14 protein-coding genes and 4 tRNA genes are annotated in these 21,623 nt (G+C 62.1%); 14 read left to right on the top strand and 4 right to left on the bottom strand.

The features are described 5' to 3' along the window. Nucleotides 1-172 precede the first annotated feature (172 nt). Complete coding sequence (locus GPA25_RS15635; protein ID WP_169261336.1) at nt 173-802, top strand: response regulator; 630 nt, start codon at nt 173-175, stop codon at nt 800-802. Nucleotides 803-827: 25 nt separating this feature from the next. On the opposite strand, the gene GPA25_RS15630 is transcribed toward GPA25_RS15635, so the two are convergent. From GPA25_RS15630 to GPA25_RS15615, 4 genes are all read right to left on the bottom strand, one after another. After that, complete coding sequence (locus GPA25_RS15630; protein ID WP_169261335.1) at nt 828-1,541, bottom strand: nucleotide-binding protein; 714 nt, start codon at nt 1,539-1,541, stop codon at nt 828-830. 96 nt (nt 1,542-1,637) lie between these two features. Then, the gene (locus GPA25_RS15625; protein WP_169261334.1) at nt 1,638-2,396 is read right to left on the bottom strand and encodes a class I SAM-dependent methyltransferase; all 759 of its coding nucleotides are present in this window, start codon (nt 2,394-2,396) and stop codon (nt 1,638-1,640) included. A 249-nt stretch (nt 2,397-2,645) separates the two neighbouring features. Next, nucleotides 2,646-6,215, bottom strand: a complete 3,570-nt coding sequence (locus GPA25_RS15620; RefSeq protein WP_169261333.1) for an indolepyruvate ferredoxin oxidoreductase family protein — start codon at nt 6,213-6,215, stop codon at nt 2,646-2,648. A gap of 129 nt (nt 6,216-6,344) precedes the next feature. Then, nucleotides 6,345-7,751 (bottom strand): FAD-binding oxidoreductase, encoded by a 1,407-nt coding sequence (locus GPA25_RS15615; RefSeq protein WP_169261332.1) that lies wholly within the window; start codon nt 7,749-7,751, stop codon nt 6,345-6,347. A 217-nt stretch (nt 7,752-7,968) separates the two neighbouring features. Between GPA25_RS15615 and GPA25_RS15610 the strand changes: the two genes are divergently transcribed. From GPA25_RS15610 to rpoC, 13 genes are all read left to right on the top strand, one after another. Next, nucleotides 7,969-8,053: transfer RNA gene (locus tag GPA25_RS15610), tRNA-Tyr, on the top strand. Nucleotides 8,054-8,121: 68 nt separating this feature from the next. Next, nucleotides 8,122-8,195: transfer RNA gene (locus tag GPA25_RS15605), tRNA-Gly, on the top strand. A 28-nt stretch (nt 8,196-8,223) separates the two neighbouring features. After that, a tRNA-Thr gene (locus GPA25_RS15600) sits at nt 8,224-8,298 on the top strand. A gap of 78 nt (nt 8,299-8,376) precedes the next feature. Further along, entirely contained in the window at nt 8,377-9,567 is a 1,191-nt protein-coding gene (gene tuf / locus GPA25_RS15595; protein WP_169261321.1) for an elongation factor Tu, read from the top strand. A 73-nt stretch (nt 9,568-9,640) separates the two neighbouring features. Continuing rightward, nucleotides 9,641-9,716: transfer RNA gene (locus GPA25_RS15590), tRNA-Trp, on the top strand. Nucleotides 9,717-9,741: 25 nt separating this feature from the next. Beyond that, nucleotides 9,742-10,089 carry a preprotein translocase subunit SecE gene (secE, locus tag GPA25_RS15585; RefSeq protein ID WP_169261331.1) on the top strand — a complete coding sequence of 116 codons (348 nt, stop codon included), beginning with the start codon at nt 9,742-9,744 and terminating at the stop codon, nt 10,087-10,089. Between the two features lie 2 nt (nt 10,090-10,091). Further along, nucleotides 10,092-10,625: a transcription termination/antitermination protein NusG gene (gene nusG, locus GPA25_RS15580; protein WP_169261330.1), complete on the top strand. Its 534-nt coding sequence runs from the start codon at nt 10,092-10,094 to the stop codon at nt 10,623-10,625. Between the two features lie 103 nt (nt 10,626-10,728). Further along, the gene (gene rplK / locus GPA25_RS15575; protein ID WP_169261329.1) at nt 10,729-11,160 is read left to right on the top strand and encodes a 50S ribosomal protein L11; all 432 of its coding nucleotides are present in this window, start codon (nt 10,729-10,731) and stop codon (nt 11,158-11,160) included. Between the two features lie 2 nt (nt 11,161-11,162). Further along, complete coding sequence (gene rplA / locus GPA25_RS15570) at nt 11,163-11,861, top strand: 50S ribosomal protein L1 (RefSeq protein WP_169261328.1); 699 nt, start codon at nt 11,163-11,165, stop codon at nt 11,859-11,861. Between the two features lie 234 nt (nt 11,862-12,095). Then, a complete protein-coding gene (gene rplJ, locus GPA25_RS15565; protein WP_169261327.1) occupies nt 12,096-12,599 on the top strand; it encodes a 50S ribosomal protein L10 in 504 nt (167 codons plus the stop codon). A 39-nt stretch (nt 12,600-12,638) separates the two neighbouring features. After that, nucleotides 12,639-13,013, top strand: a complete 375-nt coding sequence (gene rplL / locus GPA25_RS15560) for a 50S ribosomal protein L7/L12 (RefSeq protein ID WP_169261326.1) — start codon at nt 12,639-12,641, stop codon at nt 13,011-13,013. Nucleotides 13,014-13,190: 177 nt separating this feature from the next. Further along, the gene (rpoB, locus tag GPA25_RS15555; protein WP_169261325.1) at nt 13,191-17,324 is read left to right on the top strand and encodes a DNA-directed RNA polymerase subunit beta; all 4,134 of its coding nucleotides are present in this window, start codon (nt 13,191-13,193) and stop codon (nt 17,322-17,324) included. 42 nt (nt 17,325-17,366) lie between these two features. Continuing rightward, a complete protein-coding gene (gene rpoC / locus GPA25_RS15550) occupies nt 17,367-21,596 on the top strand; it encodes a DNA-directed RNA polymerase subunit beta' (RefSeq protein WP_169261324.1) in 4,230 nt (1,409 codons plus the stop codon). The last annotated feature ends 27 nt before the right edge of the window (nt 21,597-21,623 follow it).

The raw sequence follows: 21,623 nt of genomic DNA, 5'->3' as shown, positions 1-21,623 counted from the left end.
GGGTGACAAACGCGCTGCCTTCGTCCTTGGCGGGGCGAATTCGATGTCCGGATAGAACCGGGGCATTTTCCCCCCTTTCCCGAGGGGCCGGGATCATCCGTATGATACGTTTTGTGACAAGTGTCGCGTGCTATCCTGCCAGCTTTTGGCCTGCCGTCTTTCGGAGTTCCGTGTGACCAAGATTCTCATCGTCGAAGATCATGCACTTGTCCGTGAAGCCATGGCGCAAACACTTGCCCGCCTTGAGCCGGGGGTGGAGTGCGTGGAGGCCAAGGGGTCGGAAGAGGCGCTCGCCAAGCTGGAGACGAGCACCGACTGGGATCTGGCTGTCATCGACCTGATGCTGCCCGACCTGAACGGGTTTTCCCTGCTTGGCGTATTGGCAAAGCGTTTCCCGGATGTGCCGACGATTGTGGTTTCCGCTCTTGACGATTCCGCTTCCATCCGTCGCGCGATGAAGGGCGGCGCGTCGGGTTTCGTGTCCAAGGCGAGTTCCGGCGATGTACTGCGAGAAGCCGTGCGCTGTGTGCTCGACGGCGGAATCTACGCGCCGGACAACGGCCCGGACGTGCCGCCGAAGCGCTCCGGCGCGCCGGTCAGCGAGCGCTTCGGTCTGACCGCAGGTCAGACGCGTGTGATGGAACTGCTCGCGCAGGGCAAGACCAATCGCGAGATCGCCGATCTATTGGGACTGTCGGAAGGCACCGTCAAGGTACATATGTCGGCGATTTTCCGTGCGCTCAATGTCACCAGCCGTGCGCAGGCGCTGATCGTCATCGCCCGTCACGGCCCGCGTCTGTAAACCTTCACGGCCCTGGCAGCCCCGCTCAGTGCGAGCGGCGGCTGGCCTGCAGGCGCATCGGCATGTCGGCAGGTGACAGACGCCCGCCCAGCTGGTCGCTCTCCTCATCGTAGGTGCTGGCGACCGGCTCCGCATGATCGATATCCATGATTTCCAGCACCTGACGCGCCAGCGCACGGCATGCGTTCGCGAGCGCGGTAGGCAGCTGCTCGGGAACCTGCTTTTGCAGCAGCAGCTTCGACGCCGACAGCGCGCATACCGGGTTCAGGATGCGGTGGCGGTACGCTCCCATCATCTGCGCGACGCCACGGTCGGCGGCATCGCGCTGCCAGGCATTGGTCGGCCACTGGGTGGGAACGGCGTAGGCACGCGGAAACATCTCGAGATCGCGCACCACCGTGCGGATGTCCTCGTGCGACTCGCGGAACGGTAGCAGCACGATGTCGGACAGCGCATACAGTTTGCGATCCATTTCGGTGCGGTTGCCACCGCCGTCGATAACGCCGATCCAGTCCTCGAGCGAGCGCAGTTTCTCGACCACCTTGGTCAGCGCCTCGCGTGTGCGCGCGTCTGCGGTGATGTAACGGCGCCCTGCCGGACTCAGGGGTTCGCGCGATGTATCGGTCAGCACGCACGCCGAGCGTTGCCCGAGCAGGCCCAGGCCTTGCGCGAGCATGTGCGAAAGGGTGGTCTTGCCCGTTCCACCCTTGTTGCCGATGACACAGATGATTTCAGCCATGCCGGTGTTCCTCAGGTCGCGGCCTCATCGCCGCACAATTTCATTATCGTGGCCGGCGGTGGTGCGCAAGGGGCGAAAAAGCGCCCGTAATTGCCGCTATTTCGCCCGTGGTCGCGTGCCACCGACTCGATACATGTAAAGCTTCGTCGCGCGCCGGTCGGCGACTTCGACGATACGTTCGGGTTTACGGCCGGAAACCGGAAAACTGTTGCTGACAAGCAGGCCGCCGGGCTTGAGTTCCTGTTGCGCCTTGGCCCAGACCTCGGTCATCGGAATCGGCGACAGGAAAGCGTAGATCACGTCGAACTCTGACCACGCCGGTGCGAAAAAGTCCCCACGCCGGATGACGATGTTGCCCCGTCCGAGCGCCAGCAGCCAACTGATCAGCCATGGTGCCGGCGCCGCTTCAATGCCGTGAAAGTGGCAGTCGGGACGCAGGCGTGCCAGCGGTCGCAGCAGCGATCCGGTGCCGCTGCCGAGGTCGAGCAGCCGCACCGGGCGCCCAGTCGGCAATAGCGCCGCAACGGCGGCAACGGTCGCCCGGCTCGACAGGTACAGCGGCACCTGGGTGCGGAAGCTGGTCCAGTACACGGCCAGCAGCAGTGCGAACGCGGCGAGGTACCAGCCGGGCGCGATATCGAGTCTGCCGGCAAGGATCAGTAGCGGTGCAAAGCCGAGGTGGATCGGCAGCCACCAGCGCGCGCTTCGCAATGCGGCCGCGGTTGCGGTGGCGGTGACGAGCTGCACGCCTGCGATCGGCCACACGCCGGCCGGCAACAGCCCGCCGCCCGCCAGTGCGATGGCGACAGTCCAGCCGACAAGCTGGGCGAGAAGGGCTTTGAGCGCGGGGGGCATGCGGGCAGGACGTGCGAGGCAGGACGTGCGGGAGACAGGGATCATAACCCGGTGCCCGCAGTGGCGCCTGAGGATTGCTCGCCGGGAGGAAGGGCCGGACCGCGCCAACCTGCCTGCGGTGCACTGCATTTCGCGGCTCGTCGGCGCGGGCGGACACCTCACCCGAAACGCGGCGCACCCTGGGCTGCTGCGTGCCGGACGCCTATCGCACAGCGTTGCTTACGTCACCACGCGATCAGCGCATCCCGCTCATGCCGCGCGCGCCTTCTCCTTGCGTCTCGGGGCTGTGGGCTTGCGCCAGGCGGTCATCAGCTGTTCGCGCCGTGCGGCGACCAGCTTCATGTTGTGTTCCTTGACGTGACCAAAACCGCGGATATGTTCGGGTAGGTTCGCGATCTCGATCGCCTGCGGCAGGCGCAGGAAGGACACGGTTTCGAGCACTTCCGCGACGTCGCGCTCATACTGCGCGATCAGCGCGCGTTCCGCCTGGCGCTCCGCACTGCGCCCGAAGATGTCCCAGGTCGTGCCGCGCAGCTGCCTGAATTTCGCCAGCCAGCGGAACGCCCTCAGCATGCCCGGCCCGAAAGCTTTCTTGCGCAGCTTTCCGGTCACCGGATCGGGGCGGGCGAGCAGCGGCGGCGCGAGATGGAACCGCACTTCGAAGTCCCCCTCGAAGGTGGCGTTGACACGCTCCCAGAATGCCGGGTCGGTGTACAGCCGGGCGACCTCGTACTCGTCCTTGTACGCCAGCAGCTTGAAGTAATTGTGAGCCACCGCCTCGGTCAACCGGGTCGCGCCGCCACTACCGTTGACGCGGATTTCGGCGTCGCGGACCCTTTCGACGAGAAGGCGGTAGCGGCTCGCATAGGCGGCATCCTGGTAAGCAGTAAGCACCTCGACGCGCGTCGCAATCAGTTCGTCCAGAGTCTTCGGCCGGATCGGCACGACTTCGGCGGGTTCGGCAAGGCGCGCGACCGCCTCGGGGTCGAAGGCGGCACGACGTCCCCACAGGAAGGCCTTCTTGTTCATCTCGACGGCCACCGCATTCAGCTCGATCGCCTGCAGCAGCGCGTCGAGCGTCACCGGCACCATGCCCTTCTGCCACGCGTAACCAAGCAGGAACGGGTTGGTTGCAATGGCGTCCCCCATCAGACTGGTCGCGATCTGCTGCGCGTCGATAAAGTCTGCCGTGTGCGTCTGCGGGGTGTCGCCGACTGCGTCACGGATCGCGCCCTCCATCTTGTCGAGCGGAAACGCCCAGTCCGGGTCATGGGTAAATTCGGAAGTTGGCGTCTCGGCGCGGTTCACCACGGCGTGCGTGCGTCCCGCCGCCATTTTCGCCAGTGCCTCGACGCTCGCCGTCACGACAACATCGCCGCCGATCACCGCCTGCGCCTCGCCCGCGGCAATCCGCACCGCATGCAGATCGTCGGGCCGGTCGGCGATGCGGATATGGCTGAACACCGAGCCGCCCTTCTGCGCCAGCCCGGTCATGTCGAGGACCGTCACGCCCTTGCCGTCGAGGTGTGCGGCCATGCCGATCAGTGCGCCGATGGTTACCACGCCGGTACCGCCGACCCCGGTCACCATGATGCCGAATGGCCGATCCGTGGCCGGCAGCACCGGTATCGGCAATGTGGCGAACAGCGACTCGTCCGCATCGCGTGCGCCGCGCTTGCGCAGCCTGCCGCCCTCGATCGTGATAAAGCTCGGGCAGAAACCGTTGAGGCAGGAATAGTCCTTGTTGCACGACGACTGATCGATCTGCCGCTTGCGTCCGAATTCCGTCTCCACGGGCATGATCGACATGCAGTTCGACTGGACTCCGCAGTCGCCGCAGCCCTCGCACACCGCCTCGTTGATGAACACGCGGCGTGCCGGGTCGGGATAGGTCCCGCGCTTCCTGCGCCGACGCTTCTCGGCGGCGCACGTCTGGTCGTAGATCAGTGCCGTCACCCCGGGCGAGGCGCGCAGATCGCGCTGAATCGCATCGAGCTCGTCGCGATGCCGGATCGACACGTGGGGAAGGTCCGACGGCCCGTAGTTGCGTGCCGTGCCGTCCGTGACGACAACGATGTGATTGACCCCTTCGGCCTGGAGTTGGCGGACCACGATGGGCACGCTGAGCTCGCCGTCGACTGGTTGCCCCCCGGTCATGGCGGCCGCGTCGTTGTATAGGATTTTGTAGGTGATGTTGACCTTCGCCGCCACCGCCTGGCGGATCGCCAGCAGGCCCGAGTGGAAGTAGGTACCGTCGCCAAGATTCGCGAAGATGTGCTCTTCGGTAGTGAACGGTGCCTGCCCGACCCAGGGCACACCTTCGCCGCCCATTTGCGTGAAGGTGCCGGTGCGCCGCTCGGGCATCCACGTCGCCATGTAGTGGCAGCCGATGCCCGCCAACGCACGACTGCCTTCGGGAACGTTGGTCGAAGTGTTGTGCGGACAGCCCGAGCAGAAGGTTGGCACACGGTCGATCGCGAAAAAGCGCTCGGACAGCGATTTCTCCTTGTCCTCGAGAAAGGCGAGCCGTGCCTCGATGCGTGCTGACATGAAAAAGCGCCCGATGCGCGATGCAATCACCCGCGCGATCATCGCCGGCGTCAGCTCGCCGGCCGCCGGCAAGAGCCATTCCCCGTGATCGACGCCCCCGCCTTTTTGCGGGATCATCGCCCATTCGCCCTTTTCGTCGAACTTGCCGACCACCCGCGGACGTACGTCCTCCCTCCAGTTGTAGAGCTCCTCCTTCAGCTGGTATTCGAGCAACTGGCGCTTTTCCTCGATTACCAGTATCTCGTCCAGGCCCTCGGCGAAGCGGCGCACACCCTCCGCTTCGAGCGGCCACACCAGGCCGACCTTGTACAGCCGGATGCCGATCTCGGCGGCGAGCGCATCGTCGATCCCCAGGTCGTCAAAGGCCTGGCGCACATCCAGATACGACTTGCCACAGGTGATGATGCCCAGCCGCGGCGCCGGCGAGTCAATGACGATCCGGTTGAGATTGTTGGCACGGCAGTACGCCAGCGCCGCATACAGCTTGAAGTGCAGCAGGCGCTTTTCCTGCACCAGCGGCGGGTCCGGCCAGCGGAGGTTGAGGCCGTCCGCGGGGATCGCAAAATCGGTCGGGATCTCCACCTGCACGCGCAACGGATCGACGTCTACCGATGCCGAAGTCTCCACCGTGTCGGCAAGCGCCTTGAACGCTACCCAGCAACCCGAATAGCGCGACAGCGCATAGCCATGCACACCGAAGTCGATGTACTCCTGCACGCCCGCCGGCGCCAGCACGGGCATCATCATCGCCTTGAAGAAGTGATCCGTCTGGTGCGGCAGTGTCGACGACTTGGCCGCATGATCGTCGCCCGCGATCACCAGCACGCCGCCATGCTTGGACGTCCCCGCGGCATTGCCGTGGCGGAACACGTCGCCGCTGCGATCGACGCCCGGACCCTTGCCGTACCACATCGCGAACACGCCATCATATTTCGCGTGGGGCGAAAGATTCACCTGCTGGCTGCCCCACACGGCTGTCGCCGCGAGATCCTCATTGACGCCGGGCTGAAACACGATGTCATGGCTCGCGAGATGCTTCTTCGCCTTCCACAGCGTCTGATCGAGTCCGCCCAGCGGCGAGCCGCGGTAGCCGGATACGAAGCCGGCGGTGTTGAGCCCCGCCGCAGCATCGCGTTCCTTCTGGATCATCAGCAGGCGCACCAGCGCCTGATAACCGGTGAGATACACGCGGCCGGACGTCAGCGTGTACTTGTCCTCCAGGCTGACGCTGTGTGCAGATGCACCGGGCAGGGGATCGGCTTCCGCCATGGGGGACTCCTTGCGCAAGAATGCGTTTCCGGATCACCGCGCGGGCAAACCACTACGGCTCACATCAGCCTAGCCAGCCCGCCCGTGCTATTCAATGCTTCGATACCCCAAACGATCCAGCCGTCCGGGTCACTCGGCCGGCACGATCTTGCCCGGATTCATCAGGTTGTCCGGATCGAGCGCCAGCTTCAATGCCCGCATCGCATCCACCGCGTCGCGGCCGTGTTCGGTAATGAGGAAATCCTGCTTGCCGAAACCGATCCCGTGCTCCCCGGTGCACGTGCCATCCATCGCCAGCGCGCGTGCCACGATCTTTCGGTTGAGCGCCTCCGCGCGCTCGATTTCATCCGGATCGTCCGGATCAACAAGAATCACCGTATGGAAATTGCCGTCGCCGACATGGCCCACAATCGGCGCGATGAACCCGCTCGCGGCGATGTCCTCGCGCGCGCCGGCGATGCAGTCCGCCAGGCGCGAGATCGGTACGCACACATCGGTGGTCACGCCACGGCAGCCAGGCCGCAGGTTGATCGACGCGAAATACACGTCGTGGCGTGCGGCCCACAACCGGCTGCGGTCTTCCGGCCGCGTCGCCCAGTCGAAATCCTGGCCGCCATTATCTCGCGCGATCTCCTGCACCGTCTGCGCCTGCTCCGCGACGCTAGCGGGCGAACCGTGGAACTCGAAGAACAGCATCGGGGATTCGCGCAGCGTCGTCTTGCTGTAGCGATTGATCGCCTGCACGGTCAGGGTGTCGAGCAGTTCGATACGCGCCACCGGAATGCCCAGCTGTATCGTCTGGATCACCGTGCGTACCGCGTTGTCGACGTCGGGAAACGCGCACACCGCGGCGGATACTGCCTCGGGCAGCGGATGCAGCCGCACCGTCAACTCCGTGATCAGTCCAAGCGTACCTTCGGAACCGATCATCAGCCGGGTCAGGTCGTATCCCGCCGACGACTTGCGTGCCCGACCGCCGGTACGAATTACGCGCCCGTCGGCCAGCACCACCTCCATCGCCAGCACGTTGTCGCGCATCGTGCCGTAGCGCACCGCGTTGGTGCCGGAAGCGCGGGTCGATGCCATGCCCCCGAGGCTCGCATCCGCGCCCGGGTCGACCGGAAAGAACAGTCCGCTGCCGTGCAGCGCCGCATTGAGCTGCTTGCGCGTGATGCCCGGCTGGATCACGGCGTCCATGTCGTCCCCATGAATCGCGAGCACCTTGTTCATCTCGGAAAAATCGACGCTGATGCCGCCGTAAAGCGCCAGAATATGCCCCTCCAGCGAGCTTCCGACGCCGAACGGTACGATCGGCACGCGGTGCGCCGTGCACGCCTTCACAACCTCCACGACCTCTGCGGTGCAGTGCGGCCATACCACCGCATCGGGCAGTGCATCCGGAAAATGCGATTCATCGTGCCCGTGGTGCGTACGCACCGCGTCGGCGGTCGAAAAACGCTCGCCGAAGCGCGCACGTAATGTCTCGGCAAAAGACTGGGGCAGCGGTCGGCGCACGGCCGCGGAAAGGGTGTTCATCACCTCGGACTCCAAGTGCGGATGGCAATCATCATAGGTCCATTATTGCCCTTCGCCGCGCGTTGATCCAATCCAGCACCGTTCCGGTGCCACTTCTCCGCAAGCGTCAACATGTCTTCAACTAGACAGCTGCGCGATCTTCTCGCGTCACGACAAAAAAGCGCAAAAAAAGTTTGACACGCTATAAAACGTCCTCTATAGTCCGCGTCTTCCGTTTGGAGGGGTTCCCGAGTGGCCAAAGGGATCAGACTGTAAATCTGACGGCACTGCCTTCGAAGGTTCGAATCCTTCCCCCTCCACCAAGTTTTTGCTGCTGGTTCTTGTGTTTCTGAATCGGTGGCGGGTGTAAAGCGTTTCGTCTGCGTTGTATGCGGGTGTAGCTCAATGGTAGAGCAGAAGCCTTCCAAGCTTATGACGAGGGTTCGATTCCCTTCACCCGCTCCAAGCTTGGCGGCGCATTGGTTTTTACGGAGCCCATGTAGCTCAGTGGTAGAGCACTCCCTTGGTAAGGGAGAGGCCACGTGTTCAATCCACGTCATGGGCACCACGGCTTTCACGTCTGTGTTGTCGTTGTGGTCGATCTGTCATCGGTCCGGTTTTGTGAATCTGTTTAAGAGGTGTCGGCATGGCTAAGGGTAAGTTTGAGCGGACGAAACCGCACGTAAACGTTGGGACGATCGGCCACGTTGACCATGGCAAGACGACCCTGACGGCAGCGATCACGACGATTCTGTCGTCGAAGTTCGGCGGCGAGGCGAAGGCCTACGACCAGATCGACGCGGCGCCGGAAGAAAAGGCGCGCGGCATCACGATCAACACCGCGCACGTCGAGTACGAAACGGCTGCGCGTCACTACGCGCACGTGGATTGCCCGGGTCACGCCGACTACGTGAAGAACATGATTACGGGTGCGGCGCAGATGGACGGCGCGATCCTGGTGGTGTCGGCGGCTGATGGCCCGATGCCGCAGACGCGCGAGCACATCCTGCTGGCGCGTCAGGTTGGCGTGCCGTACATCATCGTCTTCATGAACAAGTGCGACATGGTCGACGACGAAGAGCTGCTTGAGCTCGTCGAGATGGAAGTGCGTGAGCTGCTGTCGAAGTACGACTTCCCGGGTGATGACATTCCCATCGTCAAGGGATCGGCGCTGAAGGCGATCGAGGGCGACAAGGGCGAGCTCGGCGAAGGCGCCATCATGAAACTGGCCGAGGCGCTCGACAGCTACATCCCGACGCCGGAGCGCGCGATCGACAAGCCCTTCCTGCTGCCGATCGAAGACGTGTTCTCGATCTCGGGCCGCGGCACCGTGGTTACGGGCCGGGTTGAGCGTGGCATCGTCAAGGTTGGTGAAGAAGTCGAAATCGTCGGCATCAAGCCCACGGTCAAGACCATCTGCACCGGCGTCGAAATGTTCCGCAAGCTGCTCGATCAGGGTCAGGCGGGCGACAACGTTGGCGTGCTGCTGCGCGGCACCAAGCGTGAAGATGTCGAGCGTGGTCAGGTGCTGTGCAAGCCGGGTTCGATCAAGCCGCACACCCACTTCACCGGCGAAGTGTATGTGCTGTCGAAAGAAGAGGGTGGTCGCCATACGCCGTTCTTCAACAACTATCGTCCGCAGTTCTATTTCCGTACGACCGACGTGACCGGTTCGATCGCGCTGCCGGAAGGTACCGAGATGGTCATGCCGGGCGACAACGTGTCGATCACCGTCAAGCTGATGGCGCCGATCGCCATGGAAGAAGGTCTGCGTTTCGCGATCCGCGAAGGCGGTCGTACCGTCGGCGCCGGTGTCGTCGCCAAAATCATCGAGTAATTGCTTGCTGTCGTAGCAATTGCTTGATCGGCAGGCGCCCTGTTCATACGGGGCGCCTTGTAGTCTCTGCTGCAGGGGTATAGCTCAATTGGCAGAGCGTCGGTCTCCAAAACCGAAGGTTGGGGGTTCGATTCCCTCTGCCCCTGCCACTCCTTTCCGGATATTCATATCTCGATGGCCGATAAGTTGAAGTTTGCGCTGGCTCTCGCCCTGGTTGCGGCCGGTGTGGTCGGCTTCTACCTGCTTTCGGAGCAGGCGTTGGTGCTGCGCGTGCTGTCCGTCCTGGCTGGTGTTGCGGCTGGCGTAGCGGTCGCTTGGCAATCGGAGCCTGGTCGCCGTTTTGCCGAGTTCGCGCGCGAGTCGATTACCGAGGCCAAGAAAGTCGTGTGGCCTTCGCGCAAGGAAACGGTCCAGACAACCGGCATGGTGTTCGTCTTCGCGGTGGTGATGGCGATTTTTTTGTGGCTGACCGATAAAAGCCTCGAGTGGGTCCTTTATGACCTCGTTCTGGGGTGGAAGTAATCATGACGAAGCGCTGGTACGTGGTGCATGCCTATTCGGGCTTCGAGAAGTCTGTCCAACGCGCGCTGATCGAGCGGGTCGCGCGTGCCGGAATGCAGGATTCATTCGGGCAGATTCTCGTGCCCGTCGAAGAAGTTATTGAAATGAAAAGTGGTCAGAAAAGCATTTCCGAGCGGAAGTTCTTTCCTGGCTATGTGCTCGTCGAAATGGACATGAATGACGAGTCCTGGCATCTGGTCAAGTCGACGCCGAAGGTCACGGGTTTTGTCGGCGGAACGGCCAATAAACCCACCCCGATTTCCGAAAAGGAAGTCGAAAAGATCATGCAGCAGATGCAGGAAGGCGTCGATAAGCCGCGTCCCAAGGTGCTGTGGGAAATGGGCGAAGTCGTGCGCGTCAAGGAAGGTCCGTTCACCGATTTTCACGGTTCGGTGGAAGACGTCAATTACGACAAGAGCAAGTTGCGTGTGATGGTGACCATCTTCGGTCGCGCTACGCCGGTTGAACTCGATTTCAGTCAGGTCGAAAAAACCTGATGAAGGTGGGCCAGACGGCCCGTAAATGTCCGCGTAAGGCGGACTAAAGCGAGGAGCGCCGGCGCTGCCGGCGCGCTTGTACTCAAAACAGGAGCTATTCGCAATGGCGAAGAAAATCACCGGCTATATCAAGCTGCAAGTGCCAGCTGGTAAGGCCAACCCCAGCCCCCCGATCGGCCCGGCGCTGGGTCAGCGCGGTCTGAACATCATGGAATTCTGCAAGGCGTTCAACGCCAAGACCCAGGGCCTCGAGCCCGGTCTGCCGATTCCCGTGGTGATCACTGCGTACGCGGACAAGAGCTTCACGTTCATCATGAAGACCCCGCCGGCGACCATTCTGATCAAGAAGGCCGCCAAGATCACGAAGGGTTCGCCAAAGCCGCATACCGACAAGGTCGGCTCGATCACCCGTGCCCAGGTTGAAGAAATTGCCACGGCCAAGATGCCTGATCTGACCGCTGGCGACATGGAGGCTGCCGTGCGCACCATCGCCGGTTCCGCTCGCAGCATGGGCATTACCGTGGAGGGTCTGTAATCATGGCCAAGCTTTCGAAGCGTGTTCAGGCGCTGCGCGCCAAGGTTGACCGCAACCGTGTCTATCCGATCGCCGATGCACTTGCCCTGGTGAAGGAATGTGCAACCGCCAAATTTGACGAATCGGTCGATATCGCCGTCAATCTTGGCGTCGATGCGCGCAAGTCCGACCAGGTCGTGCGTGGTTCCGTGGTGTTGCCTGCCGGTACTGGCAAGAGCGTGCGCGTCGCGGTGTTCGCCCAGGGCGACAAGGCTGAAGCCGCGCGTGCGGCTGGCGCTGACGTCGTCGGCTTTGAGGATCTCGCCGAACAGGTGAAGGGCGGTACGATCGATTTCGACCTCTGCATCGCCACGCCGGACGCCATGCGCGTCGTCGGTCAGCTCGGTCAGATCCTCGGTCCGCGCGGTCTGATGCCGAACCCGAAGGTCGGTACCGTGACCATGGATGTCACTACCGCGGTCAAGAATGCCAAGGCTGGTCAGGTTCAGTACCGCACCGACAAGGCCGGTATCGTGCATGCCACGATCGGCCGTGCTTCGTTCTCCGTCGAATCGCTGCAGCAGAACCTTGGTGCCTTGGTCGAGGCGCTGGTGAAGGCCAAGCCTGCCGCGTCGAAGGGTGTTTACCTGCGCCGCGTCGCGGTGTCGAGCACCATGGGTTCGGGCGTTCGCGTCGAGCCGTCGAGCATCAACGCAGCCTGAAAAGGCTGAACAAGAACTTTGGGACGCTCCGGGGCTTCGGTCTCGGAGCGGATCGTCAAAGACCGCAGGTGCGTTCACTTCGGTGAACGCTTAAGCGTCCTAGGATGGCCTGCGCAGACGGTGTGCCCAGAACAGGATTTTGGCTGATTCGTCAGCCGCGCTCCTGATCCAGGTCGCCGTGGGTGCGAATCGCAGTTTGCGGTTCGCGTGTGGACTTGAAAGGAGGAAAGGCCCGTGGGTCTCAATCTCGATGACAAGAAAGCCGTAGTGGCAGAGGTGTCGGCACGAGTGGCCAACGCTCAGACCATCGCGGTGGCCGAGTATCGCGGCATTGAAGTGGGTGATCTCACTGTGCTGCGTGCGAAGGCCCGCGAATCTGGCGTTTACCTGCGCGTGTTGAAAAACACCCTGGTGCGCCGCGCGATCGCCGAAACCCCGTTTGCCGGGTTGTCGGACCAGCTGGTTGGTCCGCTGATTTACGGCATCTCGGAAGATCCGGTTGCTGCAGCCAAGGTGCTCAATGACTTCGCCAAGGGTAACGACAAGCTGGTGCTGAAGGCCGGTTCCTTTTCGGGCAAGACGCTCGACAAGGCCGCTCTGCAGGCCCTCGCGTCCATCCCGGGTCGCGAACAGTTGCTCGCCATGCTGCTGGGTGTGATGCAGGCGCCGGTTTCCGGCTTCGCTTGCACGCTGGCTGCCCTCGCGAAGAAGCGCGAGGAAGAAGCGGCTGCCGCCTGACCGTTTTCTGCAAAGTTTTCGATTTAGGAGTGATTTAAGATGGCAATCAGCAAAGAAGACATCCTCGAAGCCGTTGGCGCGATGACGGTGATGGACCTGAACGACCTGGTCAAGGCGTTCGAAGAGAAGTTCGGCGTATCCGCTGCCTCGATGGCCGTGGCCGCCCCGGGCGCCGGCGCCGCTGCTGCGGTCGTTGAAGAGAAGACCGAATTCGACGTGATCCTGCTCGCCGCCGGCGAGAAGAAGGTCGAGGCGATCAAGGTTGTGCGTGCAGCGACCGGCCTGGGTCTGAAAGAAGCCAAGGACCTGGTTGACGGCGCGCCGAAGCCCGTCAAGGAAGGCATCTCGAAGGCCGACGCGGAAGCGATCAAGAAGCAGCTGGAAGACGCCGGCGCGAAGGTCGAGATCAAGTAATACCCGGTGGTTTTTCGGGGCTGGCGCTCTTCGGAGCGCCGGCCCTTTCTTGCTTTCTAACGCCAAGAAGCCAGAACCCAGTGCGAGTGAGCTTGTCCAAAAAAGTCTCGCCTGGCCCGTATCTGACGGGGCGCTGTGTTCTGTCTCTTTGACGTCCGACCTCTACCCGGAGCATCCATGGCGTATTCCTACACCGAAAAGAAACGTATCCGCAAGAGCTTCGCCAAACGCGCGGCAGTGCTGAACGTCCCTTTCCTCCTTGCCACCCAGATCGAATCCTTCGCGGCTTTCCTGCAGGCGGAAACTCCGCCGCTGACGCGCTTGAACCAAGGCCTCCAGGCCGCGTTCACGTCGATTTTCCCGATTGTCAGCCATAGTGGTAACGCGCGGCTGGAGTTCGTCCAGTTCATGCTCGGCGAACCCGCGTTCGACGTAAAGGAATGCCAGCAGCGCGGGCTTACCTTCGCCTCGCCGCTGCGTGCGCGTGTGCGGCTGGTGATCCTTGATCGCGATGCGCCCAAGGAGACGGTGAAGGAAGTCAAGGAGCAGGAAGTCTACATGGGCGAAATTCCGCTCATGACGTCCACAGGTTCATTTGTGATCAACGGCACCGAACGGGTCATCGTTTCGCAGTTGCACCGTTCCCCGGGCGTGTTCTTCGAGCACGATCGCGGCAAGACCCACTCCTCTGGCAAGCTGCTGTTCTCGGCGCGCATCATCCCCTACCGCGGTTCGTGGCTCGATTTCGAATTTGATCCGAAGGACTGCCTGTTCTTCCGGGTTGACCGTCGCCGCAAGATGCCTGCGACGATCCTGCTGCGCGCGATCGGCATGACGCCCGAGCAGATTCTGGAAACTTTCCACGACTTCGATGCGTTCCACCTCGGTGCTAACGACATTGCATTCGAAGTGGTTCCCGACCGGCTGCGCGGTGACGTAGCGAAGTTCGACATCACTGACGCCACCGGCAACGTGATCGTGGCGCGCGACAAGCGCATCACGGCCAAGCATATTCGCGACCTTGATCAGGCTGGCGTCAAGACGATCAGCGTTCCCGACGATTTCCTGCTGGGACGTATTGTGGCACGCAACGTCGTAGACGCCGAGACCGGCGAGATCGTCGCGCGTGCTAACGACGAGATCACTGAGGATCTGCTTGGCAAGCTGCGCGACGCCGGCGTCAAAGACCTGCTGACGCTCTACGTCAATGACCTCGATCGCGGCCCCTACATCTCGCAGACCTTGCGCATCGACGAGACGGCTGATCAGTGGGCTGCGCGTGTCGCGATCTACCGCATGATGCGCCCGGGCGAGCCGCCCACCGAAGAGGCCGTCGAGGCCCTGTTCCAGGGGCTGTTCTACGCCGAAGAGCGCTACGACCTGTCGTCGGTCGGCCGTATGAAATTCAATCGTCGTGCGTACCCCGAGAAGATCGAGGACAAGGCGCCGGCCTGGCTCAAGCGCTTTTACGCAAGCGTCGGCCAGCGTGGCGAGGAAGGCCCGGCGACACTGTCGAACGAGGACATCCTTGCGGTGATCGGCGTGCTCGTCGAACTGCGTAATGGCCGCGGCGAAATCGACGATATCGACCACCTCGGCAACCGTCGTGTGCGTTCGGTCGGTGAGTTGGCCGAAAACCAGTTCCGTGCCGGTCTGGTGCGCGTCGAGCGCGCGGTGAAGGAGCGCCTGTCACAGGCCGAATCCGACAACCTGATGCCGCACGACCTGATCAACGCGAAGCCGATCTCCGCGGCGATCAAGGAATTCTTCGGCTCCAGCCAGCTGTCGCAGTTCATGGACCAGACCAATCCGCTGTCCGAGATCACGCACAAGCGTCGTGTCTCGGCCCTCGGCCCGGGTGGTCTGACGCGCGAGCGCGCCGGATTTGAGGTTCGCGACGTGCATCCGACGCATTACGGTCGTGTATGCCCGATTGAGACCCCTGAAGGTCCGAACATCGGTCTGATCAACTCGCTCGCGGTGTACGCGCAGACGAACCGCCACGGCTTCCTGGAAACGCCGTACCGCAAGGTGGTCGACGGTACGGTCACCGACCAGATCGATTTCCTCTCCGCGATTGAGGAGGGGCAGTACGTGATCGCCCAGGCGAACGCTGAAATCGGCGAAGACGGCACGTTGCTGGGCGACCTCGTGTCCTGCCGCCACAAAGGTGAATTCGCCCTGTCGACCGCGGACCAGGTTCAGTACATGGACGTCGCGCCGGGCCAGATCGTGTCGGTCGCGGCCTCGCTGATCCCGTTCCTTGAACACGACGACGCAAACCGCGCGTTGATGGGCGCGAACATGCAGCGCCAGGCGGTTCCGTGCCTGCGGCCCGAAAAGCCGCTGGTCGGCACCGGTATCGAACGCACCGTTGCGGTTGACTCGGGTACGGCGGTTCAGGCGATGCGCGGTGGCATGGTTGACTACGTCGATGCGAACCGGATCGTGGTGCGTGTTAACGACGATGAAACCCTCGCGGGCGAAGTCGGCGTGGACATCTACAACATGATCAAATACACGCGTTCGAACCAGAACACGAATATCAACCAGCGTCCGATCGTCAGGGTCGGCGACCTCATCGGCAAGGGCGATGTCATCGCCGACGGCGCCTCGACCGACCTCGGCGAACTGGCACTTGGCCAGAACATGCTGGTCGCGTTCATGCCGTGGAACGGCTACAACTTCGAGGATTCGATCCTCATCTCCGAGCGCGTCGTTGCCGAAGACCGTTTCACTTCGATCCACATCGAGGAGCTGACGGTTGTTGCACGTGATACCAAGCTTGGACCCGAGGAAATCACCCGCGACATCGCGTCGCTCGGCGAAGCGCAGCTGTCGCGCCTCGACGAATCCGGCATCGTGTATATCGGCGCCGAAGTAGACGCCGGCGATGTGCTGGTCGGCAAGGTCACGCCGAAGGGCGAAACCCAGTTGACCCCGGAAGAGAAGCTGCTGCGTGCGATTTTTGGCGAGAAGGCCTCCGACGTAAAGGACACCTCGCTGCGCGTGCCGTCGGGCATGAATGGCACGGTGATCGACGTCCAGGTGTTCACGCGCGAAGGCATCGAGCGTGACAAACGTGCGCAGAGCATCATCGACGACATGCTGCGCAGCTTCAAGACCGACCTCGCCGATCAGATGCGCATCGTCGAACGCGATGCGTTCGCGCGTATCCGTCGCCTGATTTCTGGCCAGAAGGCCAACGGCGGGCCGAAGAAGCTCGTGAAGGGCACGCCGATTACCGGCGAATACCTAGATTCGCTCGAGTTCTATCACTGGTTCGACATCCGCATGGCGGACGAGGAGCTTGCGGCGCAGCTTGAAGCGATCCGTGAAGGTCTGGAGAAGACCCGCAAGGACTTCGAGCAAGCCTTCGAGATCAAGAAGAAGAAGCTCACCCAGGGTGACGAGTTGCCCCCGGGCGTGCAGAAGATGGTCAAGGTCTATCTGGCCGTGAAGCGCCGCCTGCAGCCTGGTGACAAGATGGCCGGTCGTCACGGTAACAAGGGTGTCGTTTCGCGGATCGTGCCGGTCGAAGACATGCCGCACATGGAAGACGGCACGCCGGTCGATATCGTGCTGAACCCGCTCGGCGTGCCGTCGCGGATGAACATCGGTCAGATTCTCGAAACCCACCTGGGCTGGGCGGCCAAAGCACTCGGCAACAAGATCGGGGCGATGTTGCGCGCCGATGCAACTGCGGCGGAAGTCCGCAGCCTGCTCACGCACATCTATAACGATAACGGTAAGCCTGAGCAAATCGACGGCCTCGAGGACAAGGAAGTTATCGAACTCGCCTCGAACCTGGTCAAGGGTGTACCGTTCGCCACGCCGGTGTTCGACGGGGCGAAGGAAGAGGAAATCGAGGCGATGTTCGCACTCGCGGGCATTTCCTCCGGTGGTCAGGTCACTCTTTACGACGGACGCACGGGTGAGGCCTTCGACCGCCAGGTCACCGTTGGCTACAAACACGTGTTGAAGCTGCATCACCTGGTCGACGACAAGATGCATGCGCGTTCCACCGGTCCGTACTCGCTCGTGACCCAGCAGCCGCTGGGCGGCAAGGCGCAGTTCGGTGGCCAGCGCTTCGGCGAAATGGAAGTCTGGGCGCTCGAGGCTTACGGCGCGGCCTACACGCTGCAGGAAATGCTGACCGTCAAGTCGGATGACGTGACCGGCCGGACCAAGGTGTACGAAAGCATCGTCAAGGGCGAGCACAAGATCGACGCGGGCATGCCCGAGTCCTTCAACGTGCTGGTAAAGGAAATCCGCTCCCTTGCCATCGACATCGATCTGGACAGCTACTGAACCGGGTGTATGCCCACAACGCACCCCCGGATGGAGTGATACATGAAAAGCCTGCTCGCTGACCTGTTCAAGCAAACCCTGCCGAACGAAGACCAGTTCGACGCGATTACCATCGGCCTCGCGTCGCCGGACAAGATCCGCTCGTGGTCGTATGGTGAAGTCAAGAAGCCCGAAACCATCAACTACCGCACCTTCAAGCCCGAGCGTGACGGTCTGTTCTGCGCCAAAATCTTCGGGCCGGTAAAGGACTATGAGTGCTTGTGCGGTAAGTACAAGCGCCTCAAGCACCGTGGTGTGATCTGCGAAAAGTGCGGTGTCGAAGTCACCCTTTCGAAAGTGCGCCGCGAGCGCATGGCGCACATCGAACTGGCCAGTCCGACCGCCCATATCTGGTTCCTGAAGAGCTTGCCGAGCCGCCTCGGCATGGTGCTCGACATGACGCTGCGCGATATCGAACGCGTGCTGTACTTTGAGGCATTCGTGGTTGTCGAGCCGGGCATGACCCCGCTCAATCGTGCCCAGCTGCTCACCGAGGATGACTATCTCGCGAAGGTGGAAGAGTATGGCGATGACTTCGACGCGCTGATGGGCGCCGAAGGTATTCGCGGTCTGCTGCGCACTCTCGACATCCAGCTCGAAATCGAGAAACTGCGCGGCGATCTCGAAACCACCAATTCCGAAGCGAAGATCAAGAAGTACTCCAAGCGTCTGAAGGTGCTTGAGGCCTTCCAGCAGTCGGGCATCAAGCCCGAGTGGATGATCCTCGAAGTGCTGCCGGTGCTGCCGCCCGATCTGCGCCCGCTGGTGCCGCTGGATGGCGGTCGCTTCGCGACTTCCGATCTGAACGATCTGTACCGTCGCGTCATCAACCGTAACAACCGACTCAAGCGGCTGCTTGAGCTCAAGGCGCCCGAAATCATCGTGCGCAATGAGAAGCGCATGCTGCAGGAGTCGGTCGATTCGCTGCTCGATAACGGCCGCCGCGGCAAGGCGATGACCGGTGCGAACAAGCGTCCGCTGAAGTCTCTCGCAGACATGATCAAGGGCAAGGGCGGCCGCTTCCGTCAGAATCTGCTGGGCAAGCGCGTCGACTACTCTGGCCGTTCGGTCATCGTGGTCGGTCCGCAACTCAAGCTGCACCAGTGCGGCCTGCCGAAGCTGATGGCGCTTGAGCTGTTTAAGCCCTTCATCTTCAACAAGCTCGAACTGATGGGGTTGGCGACGACCATCAAGCAGGCGAAGAAGATGGTCGAGAGCCAGGAGCCCGTGGTGTGGGACATCCTGGAAGAAGTCATTCGCGAGCATCCGGTGATGCTGAACCGCGCGCCGACGCTGCACCGTCTCGGTATACAGGCCTTCGAACCTGTGCTGATCGAAGGCAAGGCGATCCAACTGCATCCGCTGGTCTGCGTCGCGTTCAACGCCGACTTCGACGGCGACCAGATGGCCGTGCACGTTCCGCTGTCGCTGGAAGCGCAGATGGAAGCGCGCACGCTGATGCTTGCATCGAACAACGTGCTGTCGCCCGCTAACGGTGAGCCGATCATCGTCCCGTCGCAGGACATCGTACTCGGCCTTTATTACGCGACGCGCGAAGGCGTGAATGTCGTTGGCGAAGGCATGGCATTCTCCGATGTCGGTGAATTGAAGCGTGCCTACGAGTCGAAGCAGCTGTCGCTTCACGCCCGTGTGTCGGTGCGTCTGAAGGAAGTCGAGGTTGGTGCCGACGGCGAGCGGCGCGAGAAGGTATCGCGTTACAACACCACAGCCGGCCGTGCGATCCTGTCCGAAATCCTGCCTCCTGGCCTGCCCTTCAGCGTCATCGACAAGCCGTTGAAGAAGAAGGAAATCTCGAGGCTCATCAACGCCTCCTTCCGTCGCTGCGGTCTGAAGGAAACGGTTGTCTTCGCGGATAAGCTGATGCAATTCGGTTTCCGTCTGGCGACCCGTGCCGGTATCTCGATCGCGGTCAAGGACATGCTGGTGCCCAAGCAGAAGGACACACTGATCCATGCCGCCGAGCAGGAAGTCAAAGAGATCGCGCGTCAGTACACTTCGGGCCTCGTGACCGACGGCGAACGCTACAACAAGGTCGTCGATATCTGGGGGCGTGCAGGTGATCAAGTCGCGAAGGCGATGATGGACCAGCTCGGCCAGGAAGACGTCGTCAACCGCAATGGCGAGACGGTCAAGCAGGAGTCGTTCAACTCCATCTACATGATGGCCGACTCGGGCGCGCGCGGTTCGGCCGCACAGATCCGTCAGCTTGCCGGGATGCGCGGTCTAATGGCGAAGCCGGACGGCTCGATTATCGAAACGCCGATTACGACGAACTTCCGCGAAGGCCTGAACGTTCTGCAGTACTTCATCTCGACGCACGGCGCACGTAAGGGTCTGGCGGACACGGCACTGAAGACGGCGAACTCCGGTTATCTGACCCGTCGTCTGGTGGATGTGACGCAGGATCTTGTCGTCACTGAAGACGATTGCGGCACTCGTGGCGGCTTCGTCATGAAGGCCCTGATCGAGGGGGGTGAGGTCATTGAGGCGCTGCGCGAACGGATTCTCGGTCGCGTGAGTGCCGAGGATGTCGTCAATCCCGATTCGCAGGAAACAGTCATTGAAGCCGGCTCTTTGCTCGACGAGGATGCGGTTGACCTGATCGAGAGCCTCGGCATTGACGAAGTCAAGGTGCGTACAGCACTCACCTGCGAGACCCGTTACGGCTTGTGCGGCAAGTGTTACGGTCGCGACTTGGGACGTGGTTCCCTGGTCAACGTCGGTGAAGCGGTTGGCGTCATCGCCGCACAGTCGATCGGTGAGCCGGGTACCCAGCTGACCATGCGGACGTTCCACGTCGGTGGCGCGGCATCCCGGGCAGCGGCGGCGAGTGGTGTCGAGTCGAAGTCGTCAGGCACCGTGCGTTTTGCAGGGAACATGCGCTACGTCTCCAACGTCAAGGGTGAAAAGGTCATCATCGCCCGCTCGGCGGAGATTGTCGTTGCCGACGACATGGGGCGTGAGCGCGAGCGTCACAAGCTGCCCTACGGTGCGACGCTGCTGGTTGACGATGGTGCGCCCATCAAGGCGGGCGTAATGCTTGCGACGTGGGATCCGCATACCCGGCCGATCGTTACCGAGTATTCGGGTACGGTGAAGTTCGAGAACGTCGAGGAAGGCGCGACGGTTGCCAAGCAGATCGACGAGGTAACCGGCCTGTCGACTCTGGTCGTCATCGACGGAAAGCGCCGCAGCAGCGGTGCGTCGACCAAGGGTGTGCGCCCACAGGTCAAGCTGCTCGACGAGAGCGGCGAAGAAGTCAAGATCGCCGGCACCGATCACTCGGTGGCAATCACCTTCCAGGTTGGGTCGCTGATTACCGTAAAGGACGGTCAGGCGATCGGTGTCGGTGACATCCTCGCGCGCATTCCGCAGGAGTCGGCGAAAACCCGCGACATTACCGGCGGTCTGCCGCGTGTTGCGGAACTCTTCGAAGCCCGTCCGCCGAAGGACGCCGGCGTGCTCGCCGAATTCACGGGCACCGTGTCGTTCGGCAAGGACACGAAAGGCAAGCAGCGCCTGGTGATTACCGAGGCCGATGGCACCGCTCACGAGTTCCTGATTCCGAAGGACAAGCATGTTATGGTCCATGATGGTCAGGTCGTCAATAAGGGCGAACTGATTGTGGATGGCCCGGCAGATCCTCACGACATCTTGCGCCTGCAGGGTATCGAGGCACTGGCCCGCTACATCATCGACGAAGTTCAGGATGTCTACCGCTTGCAGGGTGTGAAGATCAACGACAAGCACATCGAAGTGATCGTCCGCCAAATGTTGCGCCGAGTAGTCATCAATGACTCCGGGGATAGCCGTTTCATTCGCGAGGAACAGGTCGAGCGTTCGGAAGTGCTGGACGAGAACGATCGCATCGAGGGGGAGGGAAAACTGGCCGCGCAGTACCAGAACGTGCTCCTCGGTATCACCAAGGCTTCGCTGTCAACGGACTCGTTTATCTCCGCGGCTTCTTTCCAGGAGACGACGCGGGTACTGACCGAAGCGGCGATCATGGGCAAGCGCGACGAATTGCGCGGCCTCAAGGAAAACGTCATCGTCGGCCGACTGATTCCCGCCGGTACGGGTATGGCGTATCACCGCAACCGCCGCGCACAGTCGGCGGGCGAAGATCTTGCCGCCGAGCACGCGTGGGCGGCAATGCAGGAACAACCGTCGGAAGTGCCCGACGGCGTGTCGCAAGATGTGCAGGCCGGTTGACTTTTGCCGGCTTGTCGGGATAACATC

Origin of the sequence: Aromatoleum diolicum, assembly GCF_012910955.1 — a bacterium.
Lineage (GTDB): Bacteria > Pseudomonadota > Gammaproteobacteria > Burkholderiales > Rhodocyclaceae > Aromatoleum > Aromatoleum diolicum.
This window is presented reverse-complemented; position numbering and strand designations above follow the sequence as displayed.